Below are 16,593 nucleotides of genomic sequence, written 5' to 3' on the forward strand. Positions count from 1 at the left end.
TTATTATATTTACTAAAAGCTTAGCTAATATTTAATACGATCTACCACATGAAGTTAATAATCAAATTACTCCTTACAGCTGTGGCGGTTGTTGTCTTGGCAAAAATCCTTCCCGGCGTAGCTGTTGAAGGTTATGGTTCCGCAATTATAGTTGCTATTGTCATCGCTTTGCTGCGGTTGCTAGTCAAACCAATATTGGTCATTTTAACCTTACCCATTACAATAGTCACTTTTGGGTTGTTTTTGCTAATCATCAACGCCATCATCATTTTATTGGCCGGTTATTTTGTGGGAGGCTTTACCGTAACCACTATCTGGTGGGCGCTAATTTTCAGTCTGCTGCTTTCGCTTTTCCAATCTATACTATTTTCACTTTTACCGGAAGATAAATAATTGACTGAACAACAGTCCGTAAATGTTTGTTGAGTTTTGTAAAAAGCCGTATTTTTGCATCCCGAAATTCAGAAGAGAAAAAATGAACATTACAAAAAAAGACATTGATAAACTGAATGCTGTACTTACAGTGGAAGTTTCAAAAGACGACTATTCAGCCAACGTTGAAAAAGTGCTGAATAATTACAGAAAAACCGCCAATATTCCAGGTTTCAGAAAAGGCCACATCCCAATGGGAATGGTAAAAAAACAATATGGAAAAGCTGTTTTGGTTGAAGAAGTAAACAAAGTTTTGCAAGATGCGCTTCACAAATTTCTTACCGAAGAAAAACTGGACGTGCTTGGAAATCCACTTCCGAAGAATGAAACAGAAATAAATTGGGAAGCTGATGATTATTCCTTTGAATTTGAATTGGGCCTCGCTCCAGAATTTAAAGTTGATGTAAAAGGCAAGGAAGTTGTACAATACAAAATTGTTGCAGATGATGAAATGCTAAACAATCAAGTAAAGACCATCCGCAAGCAATACGGAAAATTGATTTCGAAAAAAGAAGTAGCGAAAGGTGATGAAATCACAGGAATTTTTACTTCATCTGAAAAAGATATCGAAAATAAAACGACACTTTCCACGGAGGAAATTGCAGGTAAAAAACAATTGGAAAGCCTGATTGGCGCAAAAGTTGGCGATACCGTTACATTTAAAACAAAAGGAATGTTTGCCGATGATCACGATAACCAGAAATACTTGGGCGTTGAGCACGATGATGCTCACGGTCTGGATATTGAGGTTTCCTTCAAAATAGAAGAAGTGAACAAACGCGAAATGGCTGAACTAAACCAAGAGTTGTTCGATAAATTGTTTGGAGAGGCTGTTGTTACTTCCGAAGAGGAATTAAAAGCGAAAATTAAGGAAGATGCAGAAGGACAATTTGCACAGCAGAGTGACCAAAAATTATTGAATGATGTTGTTGATTCATTATTGGAAAACACAAAATTCGATCTTCCCAAGGAATTCTTGCAACGTTGGATAGCAATGTCTGGTGAGAAAAGACTTTCCGAAGAAGAGGCAAAAGCTGAATACGAGAGAAGCGAAAAAGGACTTCGTTACCAATTAATTGAAGGAAAACTTCGTACAGAAAATAAATTGCAAGTAACTTTTGAGGAGTTGAAAGACCATTCAAAAAACATGATAAAAGCGCAGATGGCACAGTTTGGTCAAACCAATCCAACTGATGAGGAATTAGAATCCATCGCCGCACGTATTCTTTCAAACAAAGAAGAAGTGCAGCGTTTGAGCGAGCAGATGAACTCAACTAAATTGCTTAATTTCTTTAAGAAAAACGCAAAATTGAAGACTAAAGAGGTTACTTACGATAAATTCATTAAGGAAGCCTACGTATAATTCAGCGAAGAAATAGTTATCTTTAGGCGTTGAATTATTTAATTTAACGCCTTTATAATTTTAAACCTTTTCCTGTTCAGGAAAGTATTTTTTTAAACCGAACAAACATTTATGAACTACAGTAACGAATTTAGAAACTTTGCTATAAAAGATCAAGGCATCAGCGATATGTATTATGACAAAATCATAAGCAGTATGTATCCAACGAACTTAACACCTAATATTATTGAAGAACGTCAAATGAACGCCGTGGCAATGGACGTTTTTTCTCGTTTGATGATGGATCGAATTATTTTCCTCGGCACCGGAATCAACGACCAAGTGGCAAACATAGTGCAAGCCCAATTATTGTTTTTGGCAAGTACTGATGCTGCTCGCGATATCCAAATTTACATCAATTCACCTGGTGGAAGTGTTTATGCAGGCCTAGGAATTTATGACACTATGCAATTCATCAAGCCAGATGTTGCAACTATTTGTACCGGAATGGCAGCTTCAATGGCGGCGGTTCTACTTTGTGCAGGTGAAAAAGGAAAGCGCAGCGGTTTAACGCACTCGCGAGTTATGATTCACCAACCTTTGGGCGGTGCGCAAGGGCAAGCGAGCGATATTGAAATAACCGCACGTGAAATAATCACTCTAAAAGAAGAGCTTTATAAAATTATAGCGAAACATTCCGGCCAAACCTACGAAAAGGTATACGAAGATAGTGATCGCGATTACTGGATGAAAGCTGATAGAGCCATGGAATACGGAATGATTGATGAAATATTGACACGTAACTAAATTTAGACTTTTTGAAAAAAGATAATATGCCGAAAGAAGATTTAGAATGTTCCTTTTGCGGCCGTAAAAAGTCGGAAACCAACTTGCTCATTGCAGGATTGGATGCCCACATTTGCGATCGTTGTATTGAGCAGGCCCACGGAATTGTTGTTGAGGAAGCTTTGCATGCGGGCAATACGGAACTGTCCAAAGATTTAATGCTGAAGAAACCAAAACTCATAAAGGCCTTTTTGGATGAATATGTAATTGGACAGGAATTCACCAAAAAAGTTATGTCAGTTGCCGTCTACAATCATTATAAAAGACTGCTTCAACCAAAAAGCGATGACGATATTGAAATACAAAAAAGTAACATCATCATCGTTGGTCAAACTGGAACTGGAAAGACTTTAATTGCAAAAACAATTGCAAGAATGTTGAACGTTCCTTTGGCAATTGTGGATGCTACAGTTTTAACCGAAGCCGGCTATGTTGGCGAAGATGTTGAAAGTATTTTAACACGTTTGCTACAAGCTGCGGATTACAACCTTGAAAAAGCTGAAAACGGAATCGTTTTTATTGATGAAATTGATAAGATAGCCCGTAAAAGTGATAACCCTTCAATTACTCGCGATGTGAGTGGTGAAGGTGTTCAGCAAGCTTTGTTGAAACTTTTGGAGGGAACAACGGTAAATGTTCCGCCAAAAGGAGGCAGAAAGCATCCCGATCAAAAATTCATTGAAGTAAATACCGAAAATATTCTTTTTATCGCCGGCGGTGCTTTTGATGGTATTGAACGTCATATTTCAAAACGTTTAAATATGCAAGCGGTTGGTTTTACAGCTTCTTTAAAAGAAAACCAAATGGAGAAAGATAATATACTCCGCTATATTATTCCGAAGGATTTAAAGGATTTTGGTTTGATTCCCGAAATAATCGGTCGTCTTCCCGTGCTTACTTATATGAATCCACTAGATAAAGAAACGCTTCGCGCAATACTTACAGAACCTAAAAACGCCATCATTAAACAGTACAAAAAACTGTTTGAAATGGACGGGATTGATTTTGTGATCACTGAAGAGGCTTTAGATTTTATTGTGGAACAGGCCATTGATTACAAACTTGGAGCCCGTGGTTTGAGGTCGCTTTGTGAAGCTGTCTTGACTGATGCCATGTATGAAATGCCTGGTACAGATGAAAATACCGTCCAAGTCACGAAGGAGTATGCGGAGGAAAAATTGAACAAATCAACAATTAAAAAGTTGAAAGCGGTTTCTTAATTTTTTTTAAATAGTAAAGTATTAAATCCCAGAAAATTACACTGGGATTTTTTATGTTAATAAAAACTTAATGGTAAATTTATTTGTCGTTCCAATAATTTGTTTCATTTTCGTAAAACCGTAACTCCCCAATTAGAAGTATAATCTAAAACTTTTAATGTTATGAAACAAAGTATTACCCCCCCCCCCCGAAGAATAGTTTTATTGCTATTTTTTATGATTGCCTGCGCTGCCACGTCACAAACTTTTATGGATAATGTACGTGCCGAGATCCAGACAAAGATCCAGCATCTTAATTCCAATGACGTTCCTACAAGGATACTTTATGACAGAACGCTGCCCCTTTCAAATCTTTTGGGTTATGGCACCCCTTCCGGCTTTGCTCCTTTAGTGCCAAGTGTGCCAAGCAGTAGTTCCGGACATTATTTTTTGGCGATGGAGGATTTATATAGAACGGATTATTTGAGTAGATTTACAAATCCTGAGACTTTAATTACAAGTAACCAATCTGCAAGTAATATAATTAATATTGGTATTATTAATGCCGATATCAACAAATTTAAGGAAGATGCTGTAGCTATTGGTGCATTATTGGTACAAGGTAACGACAGTCTTTTTTACGATAACCCAAATTCATCGCTATCGCCCTATAATACCTATAAAAATGTTTATGTCGCCTCAACCCTAAAAAACAAGACTGGTGCAAAAAATATTTATTTTAAATTGCCGAGCACATTTTGGAAAGAAACTGCACAATACAGTATTACGAACCTTCAAATTGATTTTGATAACGGAAACGGGTTTGTAACGGTATCGAAAAACCAAACATATTACATACAATATGCAACGTATGGAACTAAGGAAATAAGCATAAAGGCAACCTTTAGCAACAATAGTACCAAGACCCTGACCGCAGACCTAGAACTAATCAACACTAGCAGCATAACCGTTACAAGTGAAACGATGACTACCCTACCGGGCACTTGCGATATACCTGTTTTCCAAACATTTTCATCTGCGCCCTATACCTTTCAGGGGTACGATGAGGGCCAGGCATATGCGGGTTTTGGAAGGTATGAAAACTATAGTGGCACCAATTGCATTACTAAGCCTGTAATTGTGGTGGAAGGCTATGATCCTGATGATACTTTTGATAATAATGATATTTTTGGGACAGCTCAATTAAACAGAAACGGTCTTGCCACAGATCTCATTGGGAACGGCTATGATGTCATCACCTTAAATTTTGAATCCCGAACCATTAACGGAGAAATTCAGGCTGGAGGAAGTGATTATATAGAACGGAATGCCATGGTCTTGGTAAAATTGATTACCTACATTAACCAAAACAAGGATACCAACGCCGAGCCTACCAAGGTTATCGGGTTTAGTATGGGCGGCGTTATCGCGCGTTATGCCTTACGGTATATGGAGCTTAACAGCATTACACACGATGTGGATCTATATGCTTCCGTAGATGCACCACACCAAGGGGCTACAATTCCACGCGGGGCTCAGGAAATGGTTGACTTTGTGGACGATGTGGTGCCCAACTGGGGAGAAAACTATGTAGAATTTTCGGAACTTGGCGAAAACCTGGAAAACCCGGCCGTAAAACAACTGCTTTCCAACCATTATAATTCCGCTACCTTCCACAATACCTTGTACAACAATCTAAATGCCATGGGCTATCCGCAACAAACACAGCGGAATATAGCGGTAGTGAACGGAAGCTTTAATGGTTCTGGCACCAATGATATAAATCAAAAATTTTTTGAGGGCAAGGCCCATTTGCTTTGGGTCTTAATTGATGGAAACATTCGCTTAAAGTTTACCAATAATTCTGGTAATGCAAGGGTATTCAATTGGAGGCTCAAGTTGCTGGGTGTAACTATATGGCACCGTGAGCGCTATGCCTACACCAACCCAAGCGTGGGCAGTCTGGAAAACGCTCCGGGCGGTATTGCTTCCCTAGATATGCTGGACGAGGATATCCTGCAGCTTACAGAACTTGGGTTTGATTGGTTTGTTGCGGGCATGTCCCAGCATTTGGATACCGACGAGTTTAGCTTTATCCCCACCAAGAGTGCGCTTGATTATATAGGAGACCCGGACCTATACGAAGATATAAACCGCAATTTGGTATGTAGCGGCAATACACCGTTTGATAGTTATTTCTCTGCGCCTTCCTTCAATGAGCCCCATACCTTTCTATCATCGGGTTCCTCCAACTTTCTCTTTGAGGAAATAGAGGGAAACCCACAAGATCCTTATCCCGGTGGCACGGGAACCTACCCTTATGGCGGAGAATATAGGGTAGATCCCCCAATTGGTATTACATATACATTATTGACGGGTGGCGGCAACAATACCCTGCTGGGCGATCCAGACCCCTTGAATTTACCAGCTGCCCAAAAGGTAACCGTATGGCCCAATATGCCAGTGGGCGCATCCAACCCAACCTGGACGGTTTGGGCCGACAATGATAATTCGCTGGACAGTTGGTCTTCGAGCGGTAGCACTTTGGTCTTCCATTATATGAACAAAAATTTTAACTCTGTCATTGATTTTCGGTTCACGATTACCGATGAGTGCGGCAACCCACAATTTACCCCGGTACGGTTCATTATTGTGGAAGATGGGGGACGGCCGCAACCCATAGAGGATTTTGTGGTCTATCCCGTTCCCGCAAAAAATATGATAACCATTACCAATACCCAAAGCGAAACCCCCGCAATTGGAGCCGTGCTGTTTGATATGTTTGGACAGGATAAAACCGCAAACCAGACTATAAACAACAATTCCATAACCCTTGACGTTGGTAAAATACCAGAAGGCCTCTATATTTTAAAAATTATTTTAAACAATGGAACTGAGGTTATAAAGCATATAAGTATAGAAAGATAATTTTAAACAGACAGTAATGAAAAACAATATGATTTTAAAAACGCTTATTATATGCGCTTTTATTGCAACAAGTTGCAACAAAGACGATGACAATAAAGATGACCAAGGTTGCATCAAAGATGAGAATTTTTTTGAAGCAGAGTTTGATGGTATGATAATTGAACCAAGATGGATAACTGGGGGAGGAGTTAGTGCATATACATTATATGTATATAGAAATAATGAAGATGAAAATGATTGGGAAGTCACTTTTACTTCAAACAATAGAATATCTCTACATTTTTCATTAATTAATGTTGACGGAACCGGCAATTATCCTATAGATGCAGCAGCGTCAAACGAACTTCCTCCCACACCTTTCACGTTTTCCAAAACATATATTTATATTGAAAAAATTATAGATGATTCAACAATTTATTATTTCAGCGAAGAAGGAACGGGAGATATAGAAATTACTGATTATAATATTGAAGATGGTATTTTAATTGGAACCTTTAATTGTGAATTATACAATTCCTTAGACCCGAGTATAATAATGCCAATTAGTGGCGAATTTAACATCAATCTTTCAACCCTCAATATTGATAAAAGACCCTGCTGGCTGTAATATGAAAAAAAGAATATTATCAAAAAGCTAAAAGCGGTTTCATAGAAAGAACTTGTTTTAAAGCAAAAACCCCGACTGTATCGGGGTTTTTTTATGTGTGTTTTTCAGCAATTTTTATTACTCCAATTTAATAAAATACAAATTGGTAAAATCACTTAGAAGTAGATGTCCTTCAGAGTTAATGGAAAAATTTGTAGTTACCATTTCTCCGTCGAAATTTATATCTAATATGTTATCATTTGCAATCCAAGCAAATGGGATAAGACTGGAAATTTCTGTGCCTTCTTCTAAATCTGTCTCAGACTCAATTCTAAAACCAGTATTGTCAGCGTTGAAAACTAGTTTGTATTCAAATTCATTATTAAAATCGCTTCTTTGCCATTCTCCAATTAAATCAGTAGCTAAAATCAATTCATTGTCGTCATCCTTGTTGCAGGATAAGATAGAAATAAACACAAAAAATAAAATGATTGATTTATAGATTTTTGAATTTTTCAAGTTTTGTTCCGTTTTAGTTTATAATTCCTTTTCGGAAAGAAAACTGAAATAAATTATGGACACGCAACAAGTGTCTTGTTTTTATTGTGAAGTATTTTCTGTTGCATTTGTTCTTTTTTACTTTTCAGGTTGTAGCCAGCTACCTCATTTTCTTTTTTGTTTGCAGATTGCGTGGTCGCGCAAGAAGTAAACAGAACCGTAAAAGCTAAAAAACATACTATAAAAAAAAACTGTTTCATTTTGAAATACTAATGATTTTATAGGCCAAAAGTACTTCGGAAGTAAAGTGCTCACAAATGTTTTAGTTGAACTTACTAGTAAACTCGTTGAACTACATTTTTAAAAAATAATAACCGATAAAGTGTTCAAAACGCCCGATTTACAACATCTTACGAAGGTCTTAATTTTTAAAAATACAGTTTAAATAGTGCTATTTAAGTGTAAAAGTTCCTCTAGATAGTCCCTAGTATTAGAAAGTCGCGGAACTTTATGTTGTCCCCCAAGTTTATTTTTTTCCTTTAACCAATCATAAAAGAGACGTTCCCGCGCGTGGTGAATTTTTGGCGCGTTAAGAGTAGTGTTATTAAAACGTTTGGCTTCATAATCGCTATTTACCTCCTGCAAAGCGGAGTCCAAAAGCTGTGTAAAGGAAGTTAAATCCTCTGGAGGCGATTTAAACTCAATAATCCACTCGTGTGCCCCTTTTTCTTTTCCGTTCATAAAAATAGGGGCTGCGGTGTAATCCACAATTTCGGCATTGGTAAGCTGTGAAGCCTTTCGCAATGCAGTTTCTGCATTTTCAATAATCAATTCTTCTCCAAAAACATTGATGTGGTGCTTGGTTCTTCCTGTAACCTTTATTCGGTAAGGGTCGGTTGAAGTGAAGCGAACCGTGTCACCAATTTTATAGCGCCAAAGCCCTGCGTTGGTTGTTATTACAACAGCATAGTTTTTTCCTTCTTCAACCTCGCTCAACGGAATCGTCTTTTCTTCGGAAGTGCCGTAACTATCCATCGGGATGAATTCATAAAAAATTCCGTAATCAAGCATCAACAGCAGTTCCTTATTTTCATTACGGTCCTGAATAGCGAAAAATCCTTCCGAAGCATTGTAAATTTCATAATACCTAAAGTTGTCTTTCGGCAACAATTTGTTGTATTGATCTATGTATGGATCAAAGTTTACGCCGCCGTGAAAATACACTTCCAGGTGTGGCCACACTTCAAAAAGATTGCCTTTGCCTGTAGTTTCCATCACTTGGTTTAGCAAAACCAACATCCAAGAAGGTACACCAGCAAGACTTGTTACGTTTTCTTTGATGGTTTCGTTTACTATCGCCTGCATTTTGGTTTCCCAATCGCCCATCAGAGAAATTTCGTTGCTTGGTGTACTGCTGAACTCTGCCCAGAAAGGCATATTGTCTATTAAAATTGCCGAAAGATCGCCAAAGACAGTTCCGTTTTCTTCGTAGAGTTGTTTGCTTCCTCCTAACCGTAAACTCTTTCCCAAAAATAATTGTGCATCTGGGTTGTTGTTGAGATACATGCACAGTAAATCCTTGCTCGCGGCATAATGGCAATCTTCCAAAGAATCGGTGGTAACGGGTATAAATTTGCTTTTCGCATTGGTGGTGCCGCTGGATTTTGCAAACCATTTTATAGGTGCTGGCCAAAAAATATTGCTTTCACCTTTTCGTGCACGTTCAATACGCGCTTCGCTTTCTTCATAGGTTGTAATAGGAACACGTTCAGCAAATTCGCGATATGTTCGGATACCTCCAAAGTCATACTGCCGCCCAATTTCTGTGCTTTTCGCTTTTTGGAGTAAACTGAATAGTAGTTCTTCCTGAACCTCAATTGGGTACTTTAAAAAAAGGTCTATTTGGTGAAACCGTTTTTTCAAAAACCAAGAAGCAATGGAATTTACAATGGGGATTGGCATATTTTTCCGCTATCTTTATGCTATAAAAATACGATTTTATAATTACGATTTCCGCTTTTTTTGAAGTGATGTTTTCACAGTGTTTCTTCAGAAAGGGTTTTGGTATAAATAATTTTGAATAAATGAATTACGAAGGAGTACTCACAAAAATGCAAACTGAAAACGGTTCGCCCATTCAGTATTATCTGGTTTTTGAAAACGATTTTTTGATTGTGAATCAATTACTGGATAAAAAAATTAGCATCGATTTTTTACACTACCAATGCTTAAATTGTGGGCTTCAAAAGAAAATTTACCGCCAAGGATTTTGTTATGATTGTTTTTATGAAATTCCCCAAGCAGCAGATTGGATTATAAACCCCGAACTCAGCAAAGCACATTTAGGGATTGAGGATCGCGATTTAGCCTATGAGGAAAAGGTCCAACTGCAACCACATGTGGTTTATCTTGCAAACAGTAGCAGTGTAAAAGTTGGAGTTACTCGCAAAAGCCAAATTCCAACAAGATGGATTGACCAAGGTGCCCACGAAGCCATTGAAATTGTGGAGGTTCCAAACCGCTACCTTGCCGGAATTACCGAAATGGCATTGAAAGCCCACGTCAGTGACAAAACAAATTGGCGTAGCATGTTGAAGAACGATCTGAAAGATGAAGATTTGGTGGAATGGCGAAATAAATTGAAACAATTTATTCCAGCAGAAGCAGTGGAGTATTATTTAGAAAATAATTCAGAAACCAATCTACAATTTCCCGTTTTAAAATATCCCGAAAAGCCAAAATCACTCAACCTTGAAAAAACTCCTTTTTATGAAGGAATTTTAAAAGGAATAAAGGGACAATACCTTATTTTTGACGACGACACCGTGTTCAACATTCGTGGAAACGAAGGATACGTAGTTTCAATAGTAGTAAACTAATATAAGGGAATTCCATCAAACCACTATCCAATATATATCTGTCCTTAGGAAGCAATATGGGCAACCGTTTTGAAAATCTTCAAAAAGCGGTTGATAACTTGTTTGAAAAAATTGGTTCCATTGTAAAAATATCTCCGGTTTATGAGACTCCGGCAATGGGTTTTGAAGGCGATCCTTTTTTAAATTGCGTGGTTTGGATGCAAACCGATCTTAAGCCTTCAAAAATCCTGAAAATAGTTTTGGGAATTGAAAAAACAATGGGACGCAAGCGAAATGTCTTTGAAACATATACTTCCCGGCCGATTGACATCGACATAATTTTTATTGCCGATTTAATTATTGAAACTGAAAAACTTACCGTTCCACATTCAGAAATGGAGAAACGGAAGTTTGTGTTACAGCCCTTGGCAGAATTGAATTCACATTTGATTCATCCTATTTCGCAAAAAAATATTATTAAACTTTTGGCCGAAACCGAAGATAAAAGTGTTCTTGAAAAACAATCCAAATGGCTTAGCAACCCGATGAAGGATTATAACATTTCGCAATACAATTACATTGCTATTGAAGGAAATATTGGCGCCGGAAAAACAAGTCTCGCTACAAAGATTGCAAATGATTATAATGCCAAATTAATTCTTGAAAGGTTTAAAGACAATCCATTTCTTCCAAAATTTTATGAGGATGCAGCGCGCTACGCTTTCCCATTGGAAATGTCTTTTTTGGCAGACCGCTACCAACAATTAGTGGATGACATAACTCAGTTCGATCTTTTTAAGGAATCAGTCATTGCAGATTATGATGTAAATAAATCCTTGATTTTCGCAAGTATCACTTTGCCAGAGGAAGAATATGCGCTTTACAAAAAACTGTTCCAAGTAATGCATAAAGATTTACCGAAGCCGGATATGTATATTTATTTATACCAAAACACCGAACGGTTGCTGGAGAACATAAAAAAACGAGGCCGAAAATACGAACAGAGTATTGAAGCTGATTATCTTCAAAAGTTAAATACTGGCTATTTGGAATTCATCAAAAACCAACATTCAGAAAATATCAAAATCATAGACATTTCAGAATTGGATTTTTTGAAAAGCAGAGCGGATTATTTAAAGATTTTAAAATCAATAATTTCGTAAAAAAAGAAAGAGTAAACAGTTGCCGTTTGAAGTACTTAAAACTGAAACCTATCCCTGCGAATTTATTTTTATTTCCTTGAAAAATTGATAGTTGAAAGCATTTCGGATTGATTACCTTTGCAAAAAATATTAAATGAGCACACAAGACAATTACGATAAAGGAAGAAGTTCCAACAAGCCCGGAAAAAATGCCAGAAAGAAAAGCATGGCTCGTGGAAATGCTCCTTTGAAGTCTGATTCGCCAAACCGAAAAACCGGTCGAGAACAAGACCCAGCGAAACCAAAATTGAAATTCGATAAAACCGGAAAAGAAATTGGACGTAGAGAAAAACCTGTAAAAGAAATAAAAAAGAGTAATCCCGAAGATGGAATTCGCTTAAATAAATACATTGCGAACAGTGGAGTTTGCTCACGCAGGGAAGCAGATACATACATTGCCACAGGCTTGGTTTCTGTAAATGGAAAAATTATCAACGAGATGGGCTACAAAGTCCAGTTGACAGACGACGTTCGTTTTGACGGCCGCAGATTAAACCCCGAGCCAAATACGTATGTTTTGTTGAACAAACCAAAAGGTTTTGCCACAACAGACAGCAACGCTAAAGGAATGACTGTAATGGATTTGGTTGCCAATGCTACTACTGCCAAAATAAAGCCTTTTGGCCGTTTGGGCAGGAATGCTACAGGTTTGTTGCTCTTTACCAATGATGATGAGTTCGTGCAAAAGTTCACCAAAAAAGGAATTTCAAGGCTTTTCCATATTGAATTGGACAAAAACCTAAAAGCCGAACACCTTAAAAAAATAAAGGAAGGGATTACAATTGAAGGCAAAGAAATAGCCGTAGAAGAAATAAGCTACGTAGAGAATTCACCAAAAAGTGAAATAGGTTTAAAGATAAAACATACAGGAAACAGTATTATTAGAACCATTTTTGAACATTTAGGATATGATGTAGTGCGGGTAGATTGTGTTACCCTCGGCCCCTTGACAAAAAAGGATTTGTCTCGCGGTAGGTGGCGCATACTTACAGAAAAGGAACTCAATATGTTCAGTATGATATAACCGAGAGTGAAAAACTCTGAGGTTTTATAAATTATTGAATTTTTTTTGTCACTTTTGTATAGAAATTAAACAAACAGTATTTTAAAATGGTTGGTTTTTGAAATTTTTCAAAAACAAAAATTCTAAATGAACAACACATTTTTACTTCCAGTCGCTGCTTCGCAGCAAGTTACGGGCAAAAGTTCCACTGTAAACGCCTTGCCTATTCGCATGTAAACTTCAAGTTAATTTTTTGTTATACTTTCCTTTTTCTAGGGAATAGACAACAAGAGTTTTTAATTTACACTTTTCAACATAAACAAAAGAATGAACACCAAATACATAGATTTAATAAATCAAACCTATTATTTCCCACAGGAAGAGTTTCGTTTGGGAGATAATGGGCTGGAATTTCACGGCGTAGACTTAATGGCGCTGGTTGAGCAATACGGTGCGCCGCTTAAATTTACCTACCTTCCAAAAATTTCGGAAAATATAAATTTGGCCAAAAAATGGTTTGCCCAAGCTATTGAGAAGAACAATTACAAAGGCACTTATAACTACTGCTATTGTACAAAAAGCTCACATTTTAAACACGTTTTAAATGAAGCTTTAAAGAATGATATTCATATTGAAACCTCTTCGGCTTTTGATATTGACATCGTAGAAAGCCTAAAGGAAACTGGAAAGGTAACAGATAAAACATATGTTATTTGCAACGGTTTTAAACGCGATCAATATATTACAAATATTGCCAGACTTATCAATAATGGCCACGAAAACTGTATTCCTATTATTGATAATTACGAAGAAATTGAACTACTTTCAGACAATATTGAAGGACATTTCAATGTAGGAATCCGTATTGCTTCGGAAGAAGAACCAAAATTTGAATTCTATACTTCTAGATTGGGTATTGGCTATAAAAACATCATCCCGTTCTACGAAGAGCAAATAAAAAACAACGAACGTGTAGATTTAAAAATGCTACATTTCTTCATCAATACTGGTATTCGTGACACTGCGTATTATTGGAATGAATTGGTGAAATGTTTAAAAGTGTACGTTCGTCTTAAAAAAATCTGTCCTTCTCTAGATAGTTTAAATATTGGTGGGGGTTTTCCAATTAAAAACTCTTTGCATTTTGAGTACGATTATCAATATATGATAGACGAGATTTTAAACCAAATAAACATAACTTGTGAAGAGGCAGATGTGCCAGTACCGCACATTTTTACCGAATTCGGAAGTTTTACCGTCGGCGAAAGTGGTGGAGCTATTTATGAAATTCTCTATCAAAAACAACAAAATGATAGAGAAAAGTGGAATATGATAAACTCTTCTTTTATTACAACCTTGCCAGATACTTGGGCAATTAGTAAAAAGTTTATCATGCTACCCATAAATCGTTGGAATGATGAGTACGAAAGAGTGCTTTTAGGTGGTTTAACCTGTGACAGTGATGATTACTATAATAGTGAGCAAAACATGGCAGCAATCTATCTGCCAAAATTCAGAAAGGAAAAACCTTTGTATATTGGCTTCTTTAATACGGGAGCATACCAAGAAACTATAGGTGGTTTCGGAGGCTTGCAGCACTGCTTGATTCCTCAGCCAAAACATATATTGATTGACCGTGATAAAAATAATAATATAACAACCAAACTTTTTTCAGAACAACAAACAAGCGAGCAATTGCTAAATATTTTAGGTTATGAGCATTAAGACGTACGCCGGAATCCCGCAAAAATATGCGGCTCTTGAAACATCAAAAATTGTATTGATCCCAGTTCCCTATGACGGAACCAGCACTTGGCAAAAAGGTGCCGACAAAGGCCCTGAAGCCTTTTTGGATGCTTCGGAAAACATGGAGCTTTATGATATTGAAACCCAAACAGAAGTGTACAAGCAAGGAGTTTATCTTGCAGATGCCATCACAGAAAATTCCTCTCCAGAAGCAGTGGTTTCTGAAGTGCACAAAACCACAAAAGACTATATTAAAAGAAATAAATTCGTAACCATTTTTGGTGGCGAACACAGTATCTCTATTGGCACCATTCGCGCATTCAATGAGTGTTTTGATGATCTTACCGTGCTTCATATAGATGCACACGCAGATTTGCGCAAAGATTTTCACGGAAGTACCTGCAACCACGCCTGCGCTGTTTACGAAGCTAGCCAGACCACAAATTTGGTACAAGTAGGTATTAGAAGTATGGACATTGCCGAAACTCGCGTAATGGACGAAGAAAAAGTATTCTTCGCCCACGATATGGCAAAAGACGAATACTGGATGGACAAAGTTATTGAAGCTTTGGGTAACAATGTTTTTATCACTTTTGACCTTGATGCGTTTGATCCTTCAATCCTACCCTCAACCGGAACTCCAGAACCAGGCGGACTTTTCTGGTACGAAACACTTGATTTCTTAAAACAAGTTTTTGAAGATAGAAACGTAGTAGGTTTTGACATTGTAGAATTGTGCCCAAATGAAAATGAAAGAGCTTCGGATTTTGTGGCAGCGAAACTTTACTACAAAATGTTAACCTATAAATTCGCAGGAACTGAAGAAGGCGACGAATACGATAACCATTTTAACGAAACCAAAAAAGGCGTTTCAAAATTTAATACAGAAGAAGAAGATGAGTACTAGCAAAGGAGCTATTTCCAAGTTTATCGAAAAATATTATCTACACTTTAACGCCGCAGCTCTTGTTGATGCCGCAAAAGGGTATGAAGCACAATTAAACAAAGGTTCAAAAATGCTCGTGTCTCTTGCTGGCGCTATGAGTACTGCAGAGTTAGGAAAGATTTTTGCCGAAATGATACGTCAAGATAAAGTTCAGATTATCTCCTGTACAGGCGCAAACCTTGAGGAAGATATTATGAATCTTGTAGCCCACAGTCATTACGAACGCGTGCCACATTATCGAGATTTAACACCACAGGACGAGTGGGATTTGCTTGAAAGAGGTATGAACCGCGTAACCGATACTTGTATTCCTGAAGAAGAAGCTTTTAGAAGAATCCAAAAACATATCGTGAAATTATGGAAAGATGCCGAAGCAAAAGGTGAACGTTACCTTCCGCACGAATATATGTACAAACTTCTTTTAAGCGGGGTAATGGAAGAACATTACGAAATAGATTTAAAAGACTCTTGGATGTACGCAGCTGCCGAAAAAAACCTACCCATAATCTGTCCAGGATGGGAAGACAGTACCATGGGTAATATTTTCGCTAGCTATGTTTTGAAAGGCGAATTGAAAGCCTCAACAATGAAAAGTGGTATTGAATATATGACTTTCTTGGCAGATTGGTACACAGAAAATTCCAAAAATGGAATCGGTTTCTTCCAAATTGGTGGAGGAATAGCGGGAGATTTTCCAATTTGTGTGGTGCCCATGCTTTATCAAGACATGGAACGTCCAGAGACACCATTTTGGAGCTATTTCTGTCAAATAAGCGATTCCACAACCAGTTTTGGAAGCTATTCCGGAGCAGTACCCAATGAAAAGATAACTTGGGGAAAATTGGATATAGACACTCCAAAATTTATTATTGAAAGTGATGCTACTATTGTAGCGCCCTTGATTTTTGCGTATCTTTTGGATATGTAAAAATTGATATAAAGATTATTTCCAACCAGATAAGAATCAAAATCTAATAGATAAAATCGCTTCCCTTTACTTAAGTATT

At 37.4% G+C, this 16,593-nt stretch carries 14 protein-coding genes; 12 read left to right on the forward strand and 2 right to left on the reverse strand.

The features are described from left to right. The first annotated feature begins 48 nt into the window (after nt 1-48). The 6 genes from ESU54_RS15180 to ESU54_RS15205 all read left to right on the forward strand — a co-directional run bounded on the left by ESU54_RS15180 (nt 49) and on the right by ESU54_RS15205 (nt 7,354). Nucleotides 49-393: a phage holin family protein gene (locus tag ESU54_RS15180; RefSeq protein WP_111845132.1), complete on the forward strand. Its 345-nt coding sequence runs from the start codon at nt 49-51 to the stop codon at nt 391-393. Nucleotides 394-475: 82 nt separating this feature from the next. Beyond that, nucleotides 476-1,795 (forward strand): trigger factor, encoded by a 1,320-nt coding sequence (gene tig / locus ESU54_RS15185; protein WP_111845131.1) that lies wholly within the window; start codon nt 476-478, stop codon nt 1,793-1,795. A gap of 111 nt (nt 1,796-1,906) precedes the next feature. After that, the gene (clpP, locus tag ESU54_RS15190; RefSeq protein WP_111845130.1) at nt 1,907-2,581 is read left to right on the forward strand and encodes an ATP-dependent Clp endopeptidase proteolytic subunit ClpP; all 675 of its coding nucleotides are present in this window, start codon (nt 1,907-1,909) and stop codon (nt 2,579-2,581) included. Nucleotides 2,582-2,607: 26 nt separating this feature from the next. Next, nucleotides 2,608-3,840 carry an ATP-dependent Clp protease ATP-binding subunit ClpX gene (gene clpX, locus ESU54_RS15195; RefSeq protein ID WP_111845129.1) on the forward strand — a complete coding sequence of 411 codons (1,233 nt, stop codon included), beginning with the start codon at nt 2,608-2,610 and terminating at the stop codon, nt 3,838-3,840. Between the two features lie 162 nt (nt 3,841-4,002). Further along, nucleotides 4,003-6,747: a T9SS type A sorting domain-containing protein gene (locus ESU54_RS15200; RefSeq protein ID WP_111845128.1), complete on the forward strand. Its 2,745-nt coding sequence runs from the start codon at nt 4,003-4,005 to the stop codon at nt 6,745-6,747. A gap of 16 nt (nt 6,748-6,763) precedes the next feature. Continuing rightward, complete coding sequence (locus ESU54_RS15205; protein ID WP_111845127.1) at nt 6,764-7,354, forward strand: hypothetical protein; 591 nt, start codon at nt 6,764-6,766, stop codon at nt 7,352-7,354. A gap of 117 nt (nt 7,355-7,471) precedes the next feature. Here ESU54_RS15205 and ESU54_RS15210 read toward each other — a convergent pair whose 3' ends face one another. Both ESU54_RS15210 and ESU54_RS15220 read right to left on the reverse strand, forming a co-directional pair. Then, entirely contained in the window at nt 7,472-7,810 is a 339-nt protein-coding gene (locus tag ESU54_RS15210; protein WP_146744014.1) for a hypothetical protein, read from the reverse strand. A gap of 462 nt (nt 7,811-8,272) precedes the next feature. Then, on the reverse strand, nt 8,273-9,793 hold the full coding sequence (locus ESU54_RS15220) for a GH3 auxin-responsive promoter family protein (RefSeq protein WP_111845124.1): 1,521 nt from the start codon (nt 9,791-9,793) through the stop codon (nt 8,273-8,275). Nucleotides 9,794-9,915: 122 nt separating this feature from the next. On the opposite strand from ESU54_RS15220, the gene ESU54_RS15225 reads away from it, so the two are divergent. The 6 genes from ESU54_RS15225 (at nt 9,916) to ESU54_RS15250 (ending at nt 16,514) form a co-directional block, all read left to right on the forward strand. Continuing rightward, nucleotides 9,916-10,710 carry a DUF2797 domain-containing protein gene (locus ESU54_RS15225; protein ID WP_111845123.1) on the forward strand — a complete coding sequence of 265 codons (795 nt, stop codon included), beginning with the start codon at nt 9,916-9,918 and terminating at the stop codon, nt 10,708-10,710. Nucleotides 10,711-10,724: 14 nt separating this feature from the next. Continuing rightward, nucleotides 10,725-11,852 carry a 2-amino-4-hydroxy-6-hydroxymethyldihydropteridine diphosphokinase gene (gene folK, locus ESU54_RS15230; protein WP_111845122.1) on the forward strand — a complete coding sequence of 376 codons (1,128 nt, stop codon included), beginning with the start codon at nt 10,725-10,727 and terminating at the stop codon, nt 11,850-11,852. A 133-nt stretch (nt 11,853-11,985) separates the two neighbouring features. Next, the gene (locus ESU54_RS15235) at nt 11,986-12,915 is read left to right on the forward strand and encodes a pseudouridine synthase (RefSeq protein ID WP_111845121.1); all 930 of its coding nucleotides are present in this window, start codon (nt 11,986-11,988) and stop codon (nt 12,913-12,915) included. 306 nt (nt 12,916-13,221) lie between these two features. Beyond that, nucleotides 13,222-14,619 (forward strand): arginine decarboxylase, encoded by a 1,398-nt coding sequence (locus ESU54_RS15240; RefSeq protein ID WP_111845120.1) that lies wholly within the window; start codon nt 13,222-13,224, stop codon nt 14,617-14,619. Next, the gene (gene speB / locus ESU54_RS15245) at nt 14,609-15,547 is read left to right on the forward strand and encodes an agmatinase (RefSeq protein WP_111845119.1); all 939 of its coding nucleotides are present in this window, start codon (nt 14,609-14,611) and stop codon (nt 15,545-15,547) included. The genes ESU54_RS15240 and speB overlap by 11 nt, the downstream gene beginning before the upstream one ends. Beyond that, nucleotides 15,537-16,514, forward strand: coding sequence for a deoxyhypusine synthase family protein (locus ESU54_RS15250; protein WP_111845118.1), 978 nt, complete (start codon nt 15,537-15,539; stop codon nt 16,512-16,514). Before speB ends, ESU54_RS15250 begins: the two co-directional genes overlap by 11 nt. The last annotated feature ends 79 nt before the right edge of the window (nt 16,515-16,593 follow it).

The organism is Aequorivita antarctica, assembly GCF_007997155.1.
Classification (GTDB): Bacteria; Bacteroidota; Bacteroidia; order Flavobacteriales; family Flavobacteriaceae; genus Aequorivita; species Aequorivita antarctica.